Below are 16,633 nucleotides of genomic sequence, written 5' to 3'. Positions count from 1 at the left end.
GGTACTTTGCATAAAGGGAGGCTGATTTAGGTGAAGATCTCAACAGGAGCTGAATTTTACGATAATGACGAGACGTTTTTGGCCTATACAAAACGCCGGCAGCAGAAAGAAAACGCCAATGATACGATTGAAAAACCGGCCATTTTACAGCTTCTAGGTGATGTTACAGATGCAGACGTTTTAGACTTAGGCTGCGGAAACGCCCGATTTGGCGCTGAGCTTCTTGCAAAAGGCTGTTTCTCTTATACAGGAGTAGACGGCTCGATCAATATGATAAACGCGGCTCAGCAACAGCTTTTAAACTATCCAAATGCAAGAGTGCTCCATGAATCGATGGAGCATTATACTCCACCACGCACCGAATACGATTTGATTACTGCAAGACTGTCTCTCCACTATATAGAAGACTTAGCCTCCATTTTCACTAAAGTGAATCAAGCACTCAAACCTGAAGGAAGATTTATTTTTTCTGTAGAACATCCAGTCATTACTTCCACTTTACAGCCTTCCGCTCTGCGCACAAACTGGACGGTAGATAACTACTTCTCAATGGGATTCCGTCAGCAGCACTGGATGGGCGGATACGTTCAAAAATACCATCGCACGCTTGAAGAATACTTTTCTTTAATGCAGAAAAGCGGCTTTACCGTCACACATTTAAAGGAAGCATGCCCTCAAAAAGAACACTTCGACAGCGCTAAAACCTACGAACGTCGAATGCGCATTCCTTTGTTTTTGCTGATGAGCGGCGTCAAGAACAGATAAGCGCCTAGATGAAAAAAGCATCAAAGCCTTTGTTAAGGAAACAAAGGCTTTGACACTCTTTTACACTTACTCTTCACAACAGCAACATCCGCTATGTCTCTGTTGTTTGACGTTACTAAATCCCTCTTTCTTTCAAAAAACTATTTTAGTTAATCGTCTAACTTTTTATCAAAAACAAAAGTAGTCATCGCGACATCTTCTTCAATGTTAATGTCTGAAAAAACTCTTATAATTTTTGCATGAACAAGTTTTTCAAACTTATCTCTCATCTCTGAACAATCATAAATTTTTTTCACTAGTTCCGTGCGTGCCTCATGAACCATCCTTTTGCCTTCAGAAGAAGTTATCATAAACTTTTCTACATTCGTAAGATTGCCTTTCATTTCGCTAACAGCCCACGTATCTATAAAACGAGTAGTGATTTCCCTCGGTCCGTTTCCAACCTGCTCTTTACGGATTTCGCGCACCAAGTTACTAAATTCATGCTCCCTATTTCTACTCATGTTCAAATTCTCCTTTCATTATCTTCTAATCTTTTTTTCGTTAACATTAAGTAACTAATCGTTAAAGCGATAATTCCTAAAGATAAAAATAAACTTCCGATTTGATAATTGTTATTCACAATAATAAATCGTATTGTGGCAGTAATTCCAATATATAAAAGATAACTTAATGGGAAATGACAGCTTTCCTTAAAGTAAGTCATAATCATCGAAACAAAAGCAAAGTATAAAAAGAAAACCAGTACTTTTCCAAGGATTTTATGAACGTTATTATTTCCTGTTAAGGCATCATTCATGATGTAAAAAAGCTCTCTCAATAAAAAATAAACGAGTATAAATCCAAGGACAATCAGCGAGACATTTAAAATAAATTGATATGTCGTAATTAGATACTGCCTTCTTTTACATAAAAATAGTTTAAACACTTTGGTATCCCTTCCTTTTATCTAACTTCCTTACATTGATTCTCTTCATGTTAGTAAAACGTTCAAAAGCTATTAGCCTGTTTTAGAGCCTGCTGCTTTTTTAGTTGTCTCCAATATCTCCACTCCCCCACAAAAAAACCCATCATAAAGAAATTTGTGCATAGTTGTACAAATTTCTTTATGATGGGTTAACGACTCAGCATTTTTCAATACTTGTTATCCAGCCCGCCATATATCTACATATAGTCAAGTCACCAAAGATAAAAAAACAAATGTAATGAATTCCTATCAATAAGCTTCTTTTCACTTAATTATAACGCAACATATCAAAACTTCAAATAAAGATTTACTTGGCATTTACGCTGATATAGCGTTTAATTACTTCATAAACGTAGTCTTGGCAAGCGGCTGCTGTATTTGGATTATATTTTCCATTGTTTACTTTGTTGTTAGATAACACTCTGATACCTAAGAATGGAACGTCATAGCTTCCTGCAATTTGTGCTGCCGCCGCGCCTTCCATTTCTTCTACAGACGTCCCGTACCTAGTATGGAACCACTTAATTCGATCCACTTCGTTATTCCACGTGTCCGCTGATCCTATCGTTCCTTCAACCACTTTACCTTTTTTATATGTATCTTTTACTGCATTTGCAGCTGCAAGTAATGTTTTATCTCCTTCATAATAACGAGCTTTTTCAGCATCAGGATCTTCACCAGCGCTTCCTTCAGAAGCCATCAAATCCATGGGCTTCCACGCAGCAGGATCCATTCCTTCGCCTTCTTTTTTATCGCCTGTTTTTAAGGAGCCTATGTTCGTTGTTCTCTTCCCTAATACAATATCAAATACGTTCAGGTTTTCATCATGTCCGCCTGATGTTCCTTGATTAATAATCGCTCTAGGATGGTATTTCTCTATAGCTATTGCTGTAGCAGCTGCCGTGTTTTCCATTCCTTTTCCCGTTTTAACCACAATGACCGGATAATTATCGACAGTTCCTTTGTAAAAAACAAAATTCCCTGACTTTTCTTCTTTTACATTTTCTAATTTTTTAGCGAATTTCTGCGCTTCTATCGGCATCGGTCCTTGCACAATAATAGGCTTCTGCCTCTGTTTATCTCCGGCTTCTTTTTTTGAAGCTGAATTACACCCGGCAAGTATAGATAGTAATAAAATCATACTAATACCCAATAAAATTCCTGATTTTAACACCCTGTTTTTCATAGATTGTTACTTTCACTCCATTTCGTTTTGTTATTTCATACACTCGATGATTGGACAAAAGAAAAAATCTAGAACACTTTTGATTTTCTAAGCTTTTTAGAGTCAAAGTATAAGGAGTTAAGCACGGAATAACATTTATGTATTGATAAACCGAACTTTTTTACACTTTAACTCGTAGTCCAGTTCTTTGAATGGGAACCAGGTAGAGACACTCAGACCATATTTCCAAGCATATGCGAGTAATATTTTTCACTTTCTAAATGTATCAAATACAAAATGGTTATTCAATACATAGACGAATATTTTAATCGAAAAATTGTTCAAACGTTCGTTTTTACGATTGAAACCTACTGAATCTTTTGTTAATTTTTATCTCCATACAAAAAAAGTGTTTCAAAACCGAAACTTCGAGACACTTTTTATGCTTACTAAAAGCCTATATTTATCGTTCTACTTTCACTTCACGTTAATTGGCAGCGGTGCATGAGGAGCTACAAGCTTCTGTTCACGCATTTCTTCCCAGAAGGCTGCTGGAATTGCGGTGTTTAAGGCCGCTTTGTCTTCGGCAATACGCTCTGGACGACTAGCGCCTGGAATAACAGCAGCAACCGCTGGATTAGCCAGTGAAAATTGGACAGCAGCAGCCTTAATGCTGATCTGATGACGATCTGCAATAGCTTTGATTTTTTCTACTTTTGCCATAATGTCTGAAGATGCTTTTTGATATTCAAAGTGCGTACCTCCAGCAAGAACGCCTGAGCTATATGGTCCGCCGACCACAATGTCCATATTATGCTTTACGGCTTCGGGCATTACTCGCTGCAGCGCACGTTCATGATCTAATAACGTGTAACGGCCAGCTAGCAACGAGACATCCGGCTTTGCTTCTTCCAGCTCCAGCATGATTTCAATTGGCTCTACTCGGTTTACTCCAAGTCCCCATCCTTTAATAACTCCTTCTTCACGCAAACGTGTAAGCACACGAAATGCGCCCGTTCGAGCAGACTCAAATTGTCCTACCCACTCATCTCCATAAAAATCTTGCGCAACATCATGAATATACACAAAGTCCAAGCGATCTGTTTTTAAACGGTTTAAGCTTTGCTCGATCGAACGAAGAGTTGCATCCGCGCTATAGTCATTAATAATTTTATTTTTACGGCCAAATTCAAAAAGTCCGCCTTTTTCTCCCATATCACGTGAAGATGTGTCTTCTAGTTCATCTGAAATAACGCGACCTACTTTCGTACTTAGCACATACTCATCGCGATTTCTTTTTGACAGGGCTTCACCAAGGCGCATCTCGGCTAAACCAGCTCCGTAAAGAGGGGCTGCGTCAAAGTAGCGAATTCCGCTTTCCCAAGCAGCATCGACCGTTGCGATGGCCTCTTCTTCTGGAATATTACGATACATATTGCCCAGTGGTGCTGTTCCAAACCCTAGTTTTCCCTGCAGTATTTCTCTCATATTCATAAAACCTCCTGAAATTTTTACAACTCCATTTTAGAAATTGATCAGTATGAAGGTAAACTCAATGACTCATCTATTCATTAAATGTTATTATTATCCCCTGACAAAATTTATTATGAAGCATATACACAATAAAAAAAAGTACGCACTTCAAAGTAATATGGGAACTAAAAAGTAACCTACTAAGGAGTAAATGAACTTTTCAGACTCTTCTTTTATTTATGTACTTTCTACTTCTTACTCATGCAAACAAACATTGTGCATACAATAAGCAGAAAGCTACTTTATAAATGAGGTGAGATTCTTGAGAGATGAATACTTCAAAAAAATTGAAGATAAGCTCGATAAGCTTGATGAAATGGACGATTCCACAATGAAAGAAGAACAAAAAGATGAGTATTTTCAAAGTTTGCTAGATGATATGGATGATTTGTTAAAAGACATGCGCCAGAGAGAAAAAGACTCCGACCATCTTGTCAGTGAACATATGAAAACGGTTAATGACATATTTGATAACGCAATCAAAAACTTAAAAAAAGACCGAAATTAGCGTTACAACGCTTCTACTTCTTTTTAATATACTGATTTTTCTGTTTTTTAAATATAAAAACATAGTATTTCACATGTAAAAATGGTATTTTCAGTATACGCAAAAAGTAGGAGTGAAATAGGAATGAAAAACAGTCACTTTAAAGAACAAGTAAAAACGAAGGAAGAGCTTCGCCGTATAGTCGGCGCGCCTAACAAATTGGCGCATCAAAAAATAATTTCTTATTTAGATCGACACTGCCGAGAATTTATTAAACATTCCCCTTTTGTTATCATCGCTACAGCTGATTATAAAGGAATTTGCGACAGTTCTCCGCGGGGGGATCACCCTGGTTTTGTACAAGTCGTCGATGAGAAAAGGCTATTGATTCCAGAGAGGCGCGGCAATCAAAAAGTAGATTCATTGGAAAATATTTTATCTAATCCTCAAATAGGGCTGCTTTTTTTGATTCCAGGCATAGAAGAAACGCTGCGGATTAACGGCAAAGCTTGCATTGTAAAAGAAAAAGCGCTGCTTGAAACAATGGCGGTTCACAATAAAACTCCGCTGCTCGCTATCGGCGTTGAAGTACAAGAATGCTTTCTCCACTGCAGCAAAGCATTCAAGCGATCAAAGCTGTGGGATCCAGAATCTTGGGAAAGAGTCGAAACGCTTCCTTCCGCAGCTAAAATTGTCGCAGAACACGCAGGCTTTTCCACCCTAGAAAGCCGCAACAATCCCGAAGAAAGCAAAACTCAGCACCTCTATGAAAAAAAGCCGCTATAATGCGGCTTTTGTCATTTTACCATCAGAAACAGTATACCTCCGGCAATGATTAGAACTGGTAATAAAGCAAGAAGCACACCTTTTTTTGAACTTCCTATGTATTCATGATCACCATAGGCGCGGCCTGTTCTAAAATCGACTTTCACCTGAGATTTTTCTTTTTTATGTTCTTTTTTCATCCTCTTTGCCTCCTAGCGGCAGTTGAGCGTCGATTTGCTTAATATGATGCTCTAAATGAGCAATATAATCTTTAGCCAACCACTGGGGCGAAACGAATTTTCCATCTTCTAATTCGAATTGATACATATGCTTTTCTGTTGGTATATGCGAAAGAACGGAAGCAATTTGCTTATTTAAACTGCGCCATAGGGCAACTATTTCTTCCATCGACGTATCTTGATAGTGCTGCAGTTCTACCCATTCATCTTGTTTGTAAGGCGTCAGAGCCAAAGGTGTTTTTTCATGCTGTACGTTGATAAAGCGCTGTAAATTGTGAATGGCTGAGTCACATAAGTGCCCCACAATTTCTTTCGGTGACCACTTCTTAGGAGCAGGACGGTTTGACGCCGCTACTTCAGAGAATACTTCAAGCTTTTTAGGGAGCTTTATCACCCATTCATCTAACTGAGCAATCGTCGTTTCCATGTTCATTTCTCCTTTAAGCACGTTTTTTCAAAAACTTTCCCCATATAATATTCATCGACTGATTTTTCATCTACAACGAGCGAACATACTTTTTTCCCTTCTATTTCAAAACCCATCTTTTTATACAGCGAAATGGCCGGTTCATTGTGGGTCATCACCGTTAGCTCCACTCGTTTAATGCCGCTCTGTGCTGCCCATCTCTCCATTTCTTTAAACAACGAAGTGCCGATACCTCGGTTTCCGTAAGATTGAAGCACGCCAACAGCTAAGTATGCGCTGTGTTTTTTTCGGTTAACGCTTCCGCCAATCACAGATAGATGTCCGACGAGCTGTCCGTCTTGTTCCGCTACTAAAATGGTCGAGTTTGGTATCTTTAAAAAAGTTGTAATCATTTTTTTCTGCTGTTCAAGCGTAGTCGCACGCTCATTTTCCTCGTACAGCATATATGCTGTTTCTCGATCAAGCTCTTTATTTAACGCTAAAAAAGCGACTGCATCGGAAGCTGAAATTTCTCGAATCACGTTTACCCCTGCTTTCGTGAATAGTAGTTAACTAGAAAAAAACGCGAAAAAACGGATGATATCCTTACACACGTGCTGAACGTTTTCCAAGAAACGCCGTGAAGATAAAACATACACTAAAAGCGACGGCTGAAACGAAAAAGCCAAGCATCCACCCTAAAGCTCGCATAAACGTATCTTCATTGGGATACAGAGGCTTAACATTTACCCACTGGATCACCATAATCAATGCCAATATTAAATAAAAGCTGCTTCCCGTTAAAGCCATTTTAAGACGGTTTTTAAATGACCCTGTCCATGCGGCACTAAAGGCGCTCCACGTGAAAATACTTACAATCGTCGCTAAAAACATAAGAACAATATGTAGATAAGGGATATCTGTAAACATAAGAAGATAGAGTAAAAATATTGTAGTACCAAAATATAAAGCATTAATGCCAAACAAATAGCCTCCGCTCAGCCAATGGTTTTGAAACCACTTTTTCTTGCTAAGACGTTCTACCATTCCGCCGGGCACCCACAGCGTACGCGAAAAAATAATCATCGCCAGCACAAGTATCATGCCGACCAAAAAGAATGTTGACACTTTTTCATCAACCTTTCTATTTAAAATAAATATGGTTAATTATACTATTAATAACAAAATTAAACTATTGTTTTCTTTACTAATGAAGAGGCTGAGACAAACGTATTTTAGTGGTAGGGAAATTTGAACGATGCATTGAGATTCTTGGTAGAAAATTATATTCGTTTGGATTTTTTATGGATAGGCTGAATGTAAGTTTTATGTAGGTAGCTGCTTCTATCGGTTGATTGGAGGGCAAGGCGAAGACTCCTGCGGGAAAAGCGGAACAGGTGAGACCCCGCAGAAGCGTAAGCGACGAGGAGGCTCACCGGCCGCCCGCGGAAAGCGAAGCCTTGCACGGAAATCAACAGCGGTGTCACAAGCAATTCATATGAGCTCATTTATCCTATTTGTTCGTCTTTCAATGGGATTAATTTAGATATGTCTTAATCTCTATTTACATTCTTCCTCCGGTAAACGGATTGATTTCCCCTGTTAAATCACGTCCTGCTTTCTTTTCTTCGTGTGCGATGCGCTTGCCAATCGCAATTTTATTCCAAATTAGCGGCACCCAAATACACGCTCCGAACAAAATCATCCAAAAAAGTTCTCCCATTTCTTCCACCCTTTCATTTTCTGCTTTTATGTTGAAGACAATAAGAAACGCGTATACGCTTTTTACTCTTTGTTTGAATCACTCATATCGTATGAAAAGAAATAAACCAGGATTGATAAAGCCATTCCGTACACAGTCCAAGCCGCTAGTAAAATGGCGTACTGATGATTGATAAAAAACACTCCGCTTGAAATCAGCAGCAGGATAAAACTAATCCATTTTACTTTTTTCATTACTCTATCCCCTTTACTTAACCTTTTACAGTAAGTTTCTTATTGTCTACTTGTTATTACGGACAAACTGTATAAAAGTTCCATATTTTTCGAAAAACGAAAAAGAATTTGATAAAACGTTCAACTATCGATTATCATATACCTTAAAGTAAGCTATACGATTCATAAGTGGGAGTGAACAATCTTGTCTTATAGCATGAAAGAAATGAATGAAAAAACCGGGCTTTCCGCACCGACTTTACGCTACTATGAAAAAGAAGGAATCCTTCCTTTTGTAGAGCGTGATGAAAATGGAAAACGCCTCTATAATGAGACGAATATTGAATGGATCCGTTTTATCTTAGCTCTGCGCTCAACAGGCATGCCGCTTGCAGAAATCAAGCGCTATGTAGAGCTCTATAAACAAGGCGAAAGCACGATTAAAGAACGAAAAAACATGATGCTTCAGCACAAAGAAGCGGTGGAAGAAGAAATGGCCAAAACTTTTAAATACCTTGAACAAATCAACTATAAGCTCGCTTTGTACGACTCACTAGAAGCAAAATTAACGCAAAAGGAAATTAAAATTTAATCACAAAAATCCGCAGGTTCACCTGCGGATTTTTTATTAATACAGTGAATTCACGGTATTCAACAGCTCTTCTGACCATGTCCAATCGCTGATTTCAACCGCATCTGTTACGTGGTGCAATTTACTAGCTCCGATAATGCTTGACGTTACAGCGGGCTGATTCAATACCCATGAAAGAGCAAACTGAGACAAGCTTACTTCATTTTGTTCTGCTAACTTGCGATACTGCTCCACCAGCTGAAAGTTTTGGTCTGTAAAGTAGTTTCGCAGCAGCTTTTCACCATGCGCAGCGCGACTTTCTGGCGGCACGTCATTTGGTGTTTTATATTTGCCTGAAAGCATGCCGCGCGCTAACGGACTGTATACCATGACGCCTACACCTTCAGATTGACTAAACGGCAGCAGCTCTTGTTCAATTTCACGAGAGAGAAGATTATACTGGGGCTGAACGGAAATGAATTTTTCAAGATTCATTTTGTCACTAATATGATGAGACTTTGCGATTTGCCACGCAGCATAATTAGAGCAGCCAATATAACGAACTTTACCTTGACGAACTAAATCATCTAGCGTGCGAAGCGTTTCTTCCATAGGTGTATGGTGGTCAAAAAGATGAACTTGATAAAGATCAATGTAGTCTGTCTGCAGTCGTCGCAGCTGATTATCCACTTCTCTCATAATGTGTGTGCGTGAAAGGCCTTTATCATTTTTGCCTTTTCCTACGGCAATGCCGACTTTTGTTGCAAGTACAACATCATCCCGTTTTCCTTTTAACGCACGTCCAATAATTTCTTCAGATTCCCCTGTGCCATATCTAAACTCTTCATCCTGCCCTTTTCCGTAATAGTTGGCTGTGTCAATGAAGTTAATTCCGTTTTCAATGGCGCTATGTAAAATAGCTGCCGACGCTTTTTCGTCAATCCATCGTCCAAACGCCATGGTACCTAGACATAAATTTGATACTTCCAGACCTGTTGTTCCAAGCTTTCGATATTGCATCGATACCCTCTCCTTTTTATAGCTGTCTCTACTCTCTCTTATCATACACCTTAACGTCCACTTTAAGACAAGCCTTAAGCGCGCATGCATATACAAAAAACGGCTAGGAACAAGCAGTGCTTCTAGCAGTTTCCGGGTTCATTTTCCACTTATTTTTTTGCAATTCGCTTCTTCAGTAGACATAATATGGTAAGATAAATCATAGCTTACTTGTCACCGAAACTACATTAAGCTGCCGCTGTTAAAATAACGGCAATCCCATTAAAACAAGCGTGAATGATCATACTTGGAAGCAGCGACTTTGTTTTTTCGTACACCCATGCAAACACGAGACCTGATAAAAAGTTAACGGGCAAGGTATTGTACGTTGGAATATGCACCAGCATAAAAATAAACGAACTTCCCACTAATCCAACGACAATCCCTCCTTTACGTTTCAGCCACGTATAAAAAAATCCTCGGTAGATAATCTCTTCATAAAAAGGTGAGATCACAGCGGCTGAAACAAAAGCAAGTATAAATGAAAACAGCGACAGATCTTGTTGCAAACTAGCTGTTTTTTTATTTTCATGTGTTATATCAAGCCATTCCATGAGTACAACAATCCCCACACTTCCTAAGATCAGCACAAAAAGCCAAAAAAGAATGAGCGGCCAGTGCCGTTTTGAAAACGATTGAAAACCAATTTTTCTATCACCAGCCTGAACCATCAGCCCATACAGAGCTGATAAAAACACAGCTGCCATAACAAATCCAGTAGCTGTTCCAGCATAAAGGTCATTTTTAAACAGGGAATATAAAGCGTCCTGCAATATGCCTTCAATTAAGATAGGCACACCAACAAACGTGACGCCCAGCATAATTACGAATGATTTTATTGTCCATAATCCTTGATTTTTTTGTTTCAATTTACTTCGCCTCCCTTTTACATATATTCAGTGTAAAAGGTGACGTAACGTTACCTGCAAGCATTTTTTTGGAGGGGTTAAAAATGATTTATTTTTCTACTGGGCAAGCCGCTAAAAAACTAGGCCTTACGGTGCGTACGCTTCGTTACTACGACCAAATCGGCTTGCTTCATCCATCGTCAAAAGCCGAAAGCGGAAAGCGGTCCTACTCAGAAACGGATTTAGTCACACTAGAGAAAATTACTCTTTTAAAAAACTTAGCCGTTCCTTTGCGAGATATTGAACTTATTCTTCACAAAGTGAGTATCGATGAACTTCTAGCGATTCATCAGCAAAAGCTTCAGCAAAAAGCGATGGAAATTCAACAAGCTTTAGAACATACTCACACGCTTCGCAACAGTATAAAAATAGAAGGTGAATTAAACTGGAAGCAGCTCCTTCCTTTAGTTGACAATGAAACTAATGCCAAGAGCAGCTGGACGGATCTCCTTTCGCTTTCAATAGAAGAAAGTGAGATTCTGCAGCATGATTTGCCTAAAATGGAGAATGCGAGTGCCGATAAATGGATTAACATCATAAAACGAGTTCAGCTTTGCTTAAAGCACCAGCGCGCACCTCAATCTGAAGATGGACAGCTGATTGCAGCTGATATACTGTTTTTATCGAGTGAGCTATTTGGCCCTCATGCGGCTTTAGAAAAAGCCTTTTGGGATGTTCGCAAATCTCCTGAGGCATCAAGTTCACTTAATCTCTACCCTATTGACAGCGAAGTCCTTCAATTTATTGAAGATGCGATTATTTTTTACGAACAACACATAAAGGAATGAAGGTATTGAAAAAAGAAAAGCTGTTTGCTAATTCTTCTTATAAAAAATTATTTATTTCAAGCACTGCAGCAAGCTTCGGAGATTTATTTGATATGTTTGCGGTGATGACGCTTTTTACATACGTGTGGCACGCAAATTCCCTCTGGATTACGCTTATTCCTGTCGCGTACGCTTTACCTAGCATCCTGCTAAGTCAAGCAGCAGGAAATTTAGCCGACCGCTATGATAAAGTACAGCTGATGTTTCTGTCTGAACTAGTCCGTCTTCTGTTCACATGTCTGTTATTTTTTACAAATGAATCGCTTTTGGCACTTGGGGTGCTGATGCTGCGCTCTATGAGTTCTGTTATGAAAGTGCCCGCACAGCTCTCTTACGTTCGAGAAGTGGTCAAAGAAGATCAGCTGCTGCAGGCCTCTACTTTACAAAACATTATGTTTCAAATTGCAAAAGTTGTGGGGCCGTTTCTCGGAGCCGCCGCGCTGACGATTACAACGCCAAAAGCATGCATTTTAGCTAATGCCGCAGCTTGTATGATTTCTATTGGCGTGCTGTTTTCACTTAAAAAAGCACGTAAAAACATTCAAGGGCAAGCTGCTCGTTCTTCCCATCAACTGAAAGAAACGTACTCAAACGGCTGGAAAATCGTTTTTCAGCGCTCAATCCTTTTACGCGCCGTTATTTTGTTTCACCTTTCGTATTTTGTAGTGATGCTTGTTGACGCTCAAATCAGCATCTTCCTACGAGATGTGCTGCCTCATCATCCGGAAATGCTCGGCTGGCTGCTTTCTGGAATCGGACTGGGGGCGCTAGCAACAGGAATGTATCTTAATAGAAAAAAACAGGTTCACCATCCATTTAGACTGTTATCACTTGGACTGCTTCTATTTGGAGGGGCTTTATTTTTCATTAGCTGCTTTAATCCAGCCGTTATGTCACGCTATTTCATTTTGATTGTTGCACCTATTGGAGGAGCCGGAGTTGGGCTTAATTTACTGCTGTTTAACTATATCGTTCAAACATACAGCGACAAGGAACACCTCGGAAAAGTGTACGGATTCATCAACACCTTAACGAGTGCCGTTTTACTTACTGCTCCTCTTCTTGGAGGCATGGTTGTAAAGCTTGCAGGTGCTCAGACAACTTTTTTAACGGCGGCAATCATCATTGTAAGCGTTGGATTTGTGAGTATGCTGATGCCTCTGCGTGATAAACGGGAAAGAAACGTTCAGATTGACGCATAAAAAACAGCTTGAGGTTACACCTCAAGCTGCTTTTATAGACTTCTGTTCATCAACCAGCGGCTACATAAATCAAAGCAGCTAATACGTTCGGTACTGCAATAGCTCCAAATCGTTTTGCATCTTCAACTCGGCTCACCCTGCGCGTCTTTTTGACTGAAAAGAATGTGCCTGTACTTCCTAGCACGATACTGTCAATAAGGTATGCCAAAGCTAAAACCAGTGACACTGCTCCCATTGTGCCTGACACAAAATAGAGATAGCTCCACTTCCCTGTAAAAGCAGCAAGAGCAAGAGCAATCCCGACCATCACGATACCTGCTATAAATCCTTTTTTAATCACTGCATTCCTCTTCCCTTCCTACTCCTTAAATTTTACCATATACTTCTTTTTTTGTATGACACCTTACATTTTATTCTACTACACTCACATTTTATGGTAAAATTAGTAAGAGAGGTGGTACATATGAAAAAACGTCAAGGAATCACGCTGCTTTTATTTATACTCGGAGCAGCCTCTATTTCTTTTGGGATGGCTTTAAAAAATATCTTTCCTTATTCCCCTGCAGCTGGCTGGATTCTAGGGACACTGCTTTTGCTAGGAAACTCATTTTATACGAGAAGATACTTACATAGAAGGTCAATTAAGAAGTAAATATCCGCCCCGAGCCGTATATACAAACCTTCATTCGGTTATGGTAAAATAGATAAGCAAAAACTGGATGTAAGGAGATTTTGAGTTTGAAAACAGGATTAATATCTGGCATTATATCTTTAATTATTGTGATTATCATTTCTATTACAGCAGGCAACTGGCAGTATATTTACTATATTTCAGGTCCTCTTGGCATATTACTTACAGCGATTGCACTCGTTACGCTTCTCGACGCATTTCGATTTGAAACGAGAGGTCCTTACTTTACACCCGTCCGGCAGCGAGAGGATACAGAGTGGATGAAACGTTTTATTATTGCAGCTGTTCCTCACTTAGTTGCTTCATGTATTTGTATTTTATTTTTATAGAAACCAAAAAGCCAATGAATGATATTCATTGGCTTTTCTCATTTATTATATTAAATACCGCGGGACATGCCGTAATAATCAATACGGTAGTCCACGGCCCCTTCTGCAAATACATTTACAGCTGATTTGGAATCTTTTTTCGGGAATACCCGGGAAGTGAAGACAATTTTGCCGCCGTTTATATAAATTTCGACGATGCTTTTGTCGACAAATACGCGAACATCGACTTCATTTGACGCTGTCCATTTTTCAGAGCGAACCACACCGTATTCCGTTGCATATTGATGGTGGAATGAAGAACGGTCGAGTCGCACTTCTTGCTTTCCTGTATCAAACACGAGGCGAAGCTCTTCTTCTTTACTATTAAACAGCTCTAAACCAAACTGTTTGGCCTCTATCTCGCGGAACGTCATATTGATTTCATATGCATTGTTTGTTGCTTCATCAATGATCACTTCTTCATTTTTTAGCGTTCCTCTAAAATGAACTGCTTGATCTCGAAGCTTATTTAACTCTTCTACAGGCTTTTGAACAAGTTCATTTCCTTCAAGCGAAAGCTCACGAGGAAGCGTTAAGGCATGGGCCCATCCGTATTCGTCTGACGGATAGTCAACGTCCGGGTTTCCAATCCATGCAAACAGCAAGCGACGTCCGCTTTCATCTTGGAACGTTTGCGGTGCATAAAAGTCAAACCCCTTATCAATTTCACGGTAATACTCCATTTCAAACGTTAAACTTTCCACATCAAATGTTCCCACCGCGTAAATCACATTATAAATATTATGAAAATCGTGGCCATCCGCTTTGATTCCTTGCGGCGAAAAGACAAACACATCTTTTCCGTCCAGTTTAAAGTAATCCGGGCACTCCCACATATAGCCAAAGTCAGGAAGCGATGTTTTAACTTCACCTTTAAATGACCACTGAAGCGCATCGCTTGATTCATACACAATTAACGCGCCCGTTTCGTTTTCACGCTGAGCGCCTAGCAGCATATAATATGTATCATTTTCTTTCCATACTTTCGGATCGCGCACATGTCCTGTATACCCATCAGGAACGCCTCGTACCGCTGGATTATTCGTGTATTTTTCTACACTTCCATCCCTGTTTAGCATCGCGATACACTGATTAGCTGAACGTGAGCCGTCTTCGTATTTTACATTCCCCGTATAAAACAGCAGCCCTTGACCATCTTTTTCAATCGCGCCGCCTGAGTATGCGCCGTGCGATTCATATTCTTCCGTTGGCGTTAACGCAACCGGAAGGCGTTCCCACGTTACTAAATCCGTAGATTTCACATGAGCCCAGTGCTTCATTCCATGCATCGCGCCGTACGGATACCACTGATAAAACACGTGATATTCACCGTTTAATTGAACCAATCCGTTTGGATCATTCATCAGCCCGTACTGTGGATGAATATGATAAATCGGCTGCCAGCTGTCTTTGATTGCTTTGTCTTTTAATGCTTCTAACTCTCCAGATTTTGCTTCTAAAATCGTTCTGTACTTCGATTCAGCCATTTCTTCAATCCCTCCAGCATCTAAAAAAAGAGAACGTATTCTCCTTGCCCTCTATGATATAAAATTTCAAGTGAAAATGCTACCAAAGAACGAATGTTGTCGTTTTCTTGTGTCGGATTTTATAGATAAGTTTTTTTTTGTTTTTATAGCAGAAAAGAAGGTTTTTCTGTCAGATGGTTGAATACTATATACAATCAAATTTCACCAGCCTGTACGAGCGTCCGACGGCACTTGCAGATTTTTTTAGCGAATCATTTGCGTTTTGCAGGAAGTATTCAACAAAATGGTAAACCCTTCATATTACATATTATAAAAGGAGGAAATGTCATGACAAAAGAAAACGTAAAAGAAACAGTGGGTAAAGAAACAAAAGGTGGAAGCAAAGAGTTATTAGTCGGCACGTTAGTAGGTAGCGTAGTGGGTGTAACAACAGCTTTACTAGTAGCGCCAAAGTCAGGAAAAGAGCTGCGTGCTTCTATTCAAGATGGAGCGAATCAAGCACTTGCTAAAACAGGTCAAGTGAAAGAAACGGTATATGCAAAAGGCCAAGATCTCAAACAGCGCACGGCTCGTCTTTCACAAAAAGTCTCCGAACAGTCTTCGCAAGTTGTCAACAAAGTGAAATCTCTGCGCACTGCTAAAGAACAGCCGCTTGCAGAAACGGCTGCAGCAGAAGAGCTTGAAACGACAGAAATCGTTCAAGATCCTGTTCTTGAAGCTGAAGCGGTGCAAGAAGAATTAAATACAATTACGCAAGAAGTAAGTGACTTAGAACAATCTGTCGATGAAACAAGACGTTAATAACAAGCTGTAGAGATATCTCTACAGCTTTTATGTATATTCGCTACCCTTCCTTCCACCCTTCAAAAAAATAGCCTCCGTACGGACACGGCTCTGATTCCGGCAGTTCTTCATAACGCTGTCCGCTGTAATATTTCGCCAGCACAATCTTAGGCTTAAAAGCCACTACCTCTTCACTGTCTTCTTTCCACGCTCTGCTTTCTCTTATCAAACAAAAAATATCCATTCCCGCAAACTCTCCGTACCCCTGATAGCACGACTCATAATAAACTTTACCAGGTGTCACCAAATAGCACTCCCGCTGCCATGACGGTTGCTTACTGTAGACACTGGCAATACTTATTCCACTCACTGCACACTTCCAGCTGCAAATTCCAACCATACAACGCCTCCAACGACTTGATAGTCTATTCATCTACAACTTTTGATGAAATCAAACATCCGTTGACATGTACAG

General features: G+C 39.8%; 25 protein-coding genes and 1 riboswitch. Of the genes, 10 read left to right on the top strand and 15 right to left on the bottom strand.

Annotated elements, in window-relative coordinates; all coding sequences use genetic code 11:
- The first annotated feature begins 30 nt into the window (after nt 1–30).
- Nucleotides 31–765: a class I SAM-dependent DNA methyltransferase gene (locus ACFX4E_RS05340; RefSeq protein ID WP_377237814.1), complete on the top strand. Its 735-nt coding sequence runs from the start codon at nt 31–33 to the stop codon at nt 763–765.
- 149 nt (nt 766–914) lie between these two features.
- On the opposite strand, the gene ACFX4E_RS05335 is transcribed toward ACFX4E_RS05340, so the two are convergent.
- The 4 genes from ACFX4E_RS05335 to ACFX4E_RS05320 form a co-directional block, all read right to left on the bottom strand.
- On the bottom strand, nt 915–1,268 hold the full coding sequence (locus ACFX4E_RS05335; protein WP_377237815.1) for a Na-translocating system protein MpsC family protein: 354 nt from the start codon (nt 1,266–1,268) through the stop codon (nt 915–917).
- A 2-nt stretch (nt 1,269–1,270) separates the two neighbouring features.
- Entirely contained in the window at nt 1,271–1,693 is a 423-nt protein-coding gene (locus ACFX4E_RS05330; protein WP_377237816.1) for a phosphate-starvation-inducible protein PsiE, read from the bottom strand.
- A 346-nt stretch (nt 1,694–2,039) separates the two neighbouring features.
- On the bottom strand, nt 2,040–2,918 hold the full coding sequence (locus tag ACFX4E_RS05325) for a 5'-methylthioadenosine/S-adenosylhomocysteine nucleosidase (protein ID WP_377237817.1): 879 nt from the start codon (nt 2,916–2,918) through the stop codon (nt 2,040–2,042).
- 155 nt (nt 2,919–3,073) lie between these two features.
- Nucleotides 3,074–3,177, bottom strand: a riboswitch (purine riboswitch).
- A gap of 197 nt (nt 3,178–3,374) precedes the next feature.
- On the bottom strand, nt 3,375–4,385 hold the full coding sequence (locus ACFX4E_RS05320) for an aldo/keto reductase (protein WP_028409780.1): 1,011 nt from the start codon (nt 4,383–4,385) through the stop codon (nt 3,375–3,377).
- A 307-nt stretch (nt 4,386–4,692) separates the two neighbouring features.
- On the opposite strand from ACFX4E_RS05320, the gene ACFX4E_RS05315 reads away from it, so the two are divergent.
- The gene (locus ACFX4E_RS05315) at nt 4,693–4,938 is read left to right on the top strand and encodes a hypothetical protein (protein WP_028409779.1); all 246 of its coding nucleotides are present in this window, start codon (nt 4,693–4,695) and stop codon (nt 4,936–4,938) included.
- A 123-nt stretch (nt 4,939–5,061) separates the two neighbouring features.
- Nucleotides 5,062–5,703: a pyridoxamine 5'-phosphate oxidase family protein gene (locus ACFX4E_RS05310; RefSeq protein ID WP_377237818.1), complete on the top strand. Its 642-nt coding sequence runs from the start codon at nt 5,062–5,064 to the stop codon at nt 5,701–5,703.
- An 11-nt stretch (nt 5,704–5,714) separates the two neighbouring features.
- On the opposite strand, the gene ACFX4E_RS05305 is transcribed toward ACFX4E_RS05310, so the two are convergent.
- The 4 genes from ACFX4E_RS05305 to ACFX4E_RS05290 form a co-directional block, all read right to left on the bottom strand.
- On the bottom strand, nt 5,715–5,882 hold the full coding sequence (locus ACFX4E_RS05305) for a hypothetical protein (protein ID WP_169305186.1): 168 nt from the start codon (nt 5,880–5,882) through the stop codon (nt 5,715–5,717).
- Nucleotides 5,866–6,348, bottom strand: a complete 483-nt coding sequence (locus tag ACFX4E_RS05300; RefSeq protein ID WP_377237819.1) for a DinB family protein — start codon at nt 6,346–6,348, stop codon at nt 5,866–5,868. The genes ACFX4E_RS05305 and ACFX4E_RS05300 overlap by 17 nt, the downstream gene beginning before the upstream one ends.
- A gap of 2 nt (nt 6,349–6,350) precedes the next feature.
- Complete coding sequence (locus ACFX4E_RS05295; RefSeq protein ID WP_377237820.1) at nt 6,351–6,869, bottom strand: GNAT family N-acetyltransferase; 519 nt, start codon at nt 6,867–6,869, stop codon at nt 6,351–6,353.
- Nucleotides 6,870–6,933: 64 nt separating this feature from the next.
- The gene (locus ACFX4E_RS05290; RefSeq protein ID WP_377237821.1) at nt 6,934–7,455 is read right to left on the bottom strand and encodes a hypothetical protein; all 522 of its coding nucleotides are present in this window, start codon (nt 7,453–7,455) and stop codon (nt 6,934–6,936) included.
- Nucleotides 7,456–7,678: 223 nt separating this feature from the next.
- On the opposite strand from ACFX4E_RS05290, the gene ACFX4E_RS05285 reads away from it, so the two are divergent.
- Nucleotides 7,679–7,873 carry a hypothetical protein gene (locus ACFX4E_RS05285; RefSeq protein WP_181869417.1) on the top strand — a complete coding sequence of 65 codons (195 nt, stop codon included), beginning with the start codon at nt 7,679–7,681 and terminating at the stop codon, nt 7,871–7,873.
- An 18-nt stretch (nt 7,874–7,891) separates the two neighbouring features.
- On the opposite strand, the gene ACFX4E_RS05280 is transcribed toward ACFX4E_RS05285, so the two are convergent.
- Nucleotides 7,892–8,050 carry a hypothetical protein gene (locus tag ACFX4E_RS05280; RefSeq protein ID WP_162213596.1) on the bottom strand — a complete coding sequence of 53 codons (159 nt, stop codon included), beginning with the start codon at nt 8,048–8,050 and terminating at the stop codon, nt 7,892–7,894.
- A 62-nt stretch (nt 8,051–8,112) separates the two neighbouring features.
- A complete protein-coding gene (locus ACFX4E_RS05275; RefSeq protein WP_162871439.1) occupies nt 8,113–8,283 on the bottom strand; it encodes a hypothetical protein in 171 nt (56 codons plus the stop codon).
- A gap of 184 nt (nt 8,284–8,467) precedes the next feature.
- On the opposite strand from ACFX4E_RS05275, the gene ACFX4E_RS05270 reads away from it, so the two are divergent.
- On the top strand, nt 8,468–8,854 hold the full coding sequence (locus tag ACFX4E_RS05270) for a MerR family transcriptional regulator (protein WP_098579913.1): 387 nt from the start codon (nt 8,468–8,470) through the stop codon (nt 8,852–8,854).
- 36 nt (nt 8,855–8,890) lie between these two features.
- On the opposite strand, the gene ACFX4E_RS05265 is transcribed toward ACFX4E_RS05270, so the two are convergent.
- Both ACFX4E_RS05265 and ACFX4E_RS05260 read right to left on the bottom strand, forming a co-directional pair.
- Entirely contained in the window at nt 8,891–9,853 is a 963-nt protein-coding gene (locus ACFX4E_RS05265) for an aldo/keto reductase (protein WP_098249071.1), read from the bottom strand.
- Nucleotides 9,854–10,080: 227 nt separating this feature from the next.
- Nucleotides 10,081–10,761 (bottom strand): CPBP family intramembrane glutamic endopeptidase, encoded by a 681-nt coding sequence (locus ACFX4E_RS05260; RefSeq protein ID WP_263033824.1) that lies wholly within the window; start codon nt 10,759–10,761, stop codon nt 10,081–10,083.
- Nucleotides 10,762–10,844: 83 nt separating this feature from the next.
- On the opposite strand from ACFX4E_RS05260, the gene ACFX4E_RS05255 reads away from it, so the two are divergent.
- Both ACFX4E_RS05255 and ACFX4E_RS05250 read left to right on the top strand, forming a co-directional pair.
- On the top strand, nt 10,845–11,588 hold the full coding sequence (locus tag ACFX4E_RS05255; RefSeq protein WP_028411037.1) for a MerR family transcriptional regulator: 744 nt from the start codon (nt 10,845–10,847) through the stop codon (nt 11,586–11,588).
- Complete coding sequence (locus ACFX4E_RS05250) at nt 11,585–12,829, top strand: MFS transporter (protein ID WP_377237822.1); 1,245 nt, start codon at nt 11,585–11,587, stop codon at nt 12,827–12,829. The genes ACFX4E_RS05255 and ACFX4E_RS05250 overlap by 4 nt, the downstream gene beginning before the upstream one ends.
- A 49-nt stretch (nt 12,830–12,878) precedes the next feature.
- Here the strand turns inward: ACFX4E_RS05250 and ACFX4E_RS05245 are convergent, their stop codons facing one another.
- On the bottom strand, nt 12,879–13,169 hold the full coding sequence (locus ACFX4E_RS05245) for a P-loop NTPase family protein (protein ID WP_377237823.1): 291 nt from the start codon (nt 13,167–13,169) through the stop codon (nt 12,879–12,881).
- 123 nt (nt 13,170–13,292) lie between these two features.
- Between ACFX4E_RS05245 and ACFX4E_RS05240 the strand changes: the two genes are divergently transcribed.
- On the top strand, nt 13,293–13,481 hold the full coding sequence (locus ACFX4E_RS05240; RefSeq protein WP_013058545.1) for a hypothetical protein: 189 nt from the start codon (nt 13,293–13,295) through the stop codon (nt 13,479–13,481).
- Between the two features lie 86 nt (nt 13,482–13,567).
- Nucleotides 13,568–13,849, top strand: a complete 282-nt coding sequence (locus tag ACFX4E_RS05235; protein ID WP_013058546.1) for a hypothetical protein — start codon at nt 13,568–13,570, stop codon at nt 13,847–13,849.
- A 50-nt stretch (nt 13,850–13,899) separates the two neighbouring features.
- On the opposite strand, the gene ACFX4E_RS05230 is transcribed toward ACFX4E_RS05235, so the two are convergent.
- On the bottom strand, nt 13,900–15,375 hold the full coding sequence (locus tag ACFX4E_RS05230) for a glycoside hydrolase family 32 protein (RefSeq protein WP_060747192.1): 1,476 nt from the start codon (nt 15,373–15,375) through the stop codon (nt 13,900–13,902).
- 327 nt (nt 15,376–15,702) lie between these two features.
- Between ACFX4E_RS05230 and ACFX4E_RS05225 the strand changes: the two genes are divergently transcribed.
- Nucleotides 15,703–16,176, top strand: coding sequence for a YtxH domain-containing protein (locus tag ACFX4E_RS05225; RefSeq protein WP_013058548.1), 474 nt, complete (start codon nt 15,703–15,705; stop codon nt 16,174–16,176).
- A 43-nt stretch (nt 16,177–16,219) separates the two neighbouring features.
- Here ACFX4E_RS05225 and ACFX4E_RS05220 read toward each other — a convergent pair whose 3' ends face one another.
- Nucleotides 16,220–16,558 carry a hypothetical protein gene (locus ACFX4E_RS05220; RefSeq protein ID WP_098249078.1) on the bottom strand — a complete coding sequence of 113 codons (339 nt, stop codon included), beginning with the start codon at nt 16,556–16,558 and terminating at the stop codon, nt 16,220–16,222.
- Nucleotides 16,559–16,633 lie beyond the last annotated feature (75 nt).

Origin of the sequence: Priestia sp. YIM B13491 (assembly GCF_042787605.1) — a bacterium.
GTDB lineage: Bacteria > Bacillota > Bacilli > Bacillales > Bacillaceae_H > Priestia > Priestia megaterium_E.
Note: the sequence above shows the minus strand (reverse complement) of the source record. Positions and strands in the feature narration are given on the sequence as shown.

Excerpts from the sequence above, each read along its gene's own strand:
- ACFX4E_RS05255 (WP_028411037.1), top strand. The coding sequence starts at position 10,845 with ATGATTTATTTTTCTACTGGGCAAGCCGCTAAAAAACTAGGCCTTACG.
- ACFX4E_RS05225 (WP_013058548.1), top strand. The coding sequence starts at position 15,703 with ATGACAAAAGAAAACGTAAAAGAAACAGTGGGTAAAGAAACAAAAGGT.
- ACFX4E_RS05220 (WP_098249078.1), bottom strand. The coding sequence starts at position 16,558 with ATGGTTGGAATTTGCAGCTGGAAGTGTGCAGTGAGTGGAATAAGTATT.
- ACFX4E_RS05265 (WP_098249071.1), bottom strand. The coding sequence starts at position 9,853 with ATGCAATATCGAAAGCTTGGAACAACAGGTCTGGAAGTATCAAATTTA.
- ACFX4E_RS05275 (WP_162871439.1), bottom strand. The coding sequence starts at position 8,283 with ATGAAAAAAGTAAAATGGATTAGTTTTATCCTGCTGCTGATTTCAAGC.
- ACFX4E_RS05335 (WP_377237815.1), bottom strand. The coding sequence starts at position 1,268 with ATGAGTAGAAATAGGGAGCATGAATTTAGTAACTTGGTGCGCGAAATC.
- ACFX4E_RS05240 (WP_013058545.1), top strand. The coding sequence starts at position 13,293 with ATGAAAAAACGTCAAGGAATCACGCTGCTTTTATTTATACTCGGAGCA.
- ACFX4E_RS05310 (WP_377237818.1), top strand. The coding sequence starts at position 5,062 with ATGAAAAACAGTCACTTTAAAGAACAAGTAAAAACGAAGGAAGAGCTT.
- ACFX4E_RS05250 (WP_377237822.1), top strand. The coding sequence starts at position 11,585 with ATGAAGGTATTGAAAAAAGAAAAGCTGTTTGCTAATTCTTCTTATAAA.
- ACFX4E_RS05320 (WP_028409780.1), bottom strand. The coding sequence starts at position 4,385 with ATGAGAGAAATACTGCAGGGAAAACTAGGGTTTGGAACAGCACCACTG.
- ACFX4E_RS05305 (WP_169305186.1), bottom strand. The coding sequence starts at position 5,882 with ATGAAAAAAGAACATAAAAAAGAAAAATCTCAGGTGAAAGTCGATTTT.
- ACFX4E_RS05325 (WP_377237817.1), bottom strand. The coding sequence starts at position 2,918 with ATGAAAAACAGGGTGTTAAAATCAGGAATTTTATTGGGTATTAGTATG.
- ACFX4E_RS05280 (WP_162213596.1), bottom strand. The coding sequence starts at position 8,050 with ATGGGAGAACTTTTTTGGATGATTTTGTTCGGAGCGTGTATTTGGGTG.
- ACFX4E_RS05230 (WP_060747192.1), bottom strand. The coding sequence starts at position 15,375 with ATGGCTGAATCGAAGTACAGAACGATTTTAGAAGCAAAATCTGGAGAG.
- ACFX4E_RS05300 (WP_377237819.1), bottom strand. The coding sequence starts at position 6,348 with ATGGAAACGACGATTGCTCAGTTAGATGAATGGGTGATAAAGCTCCCT.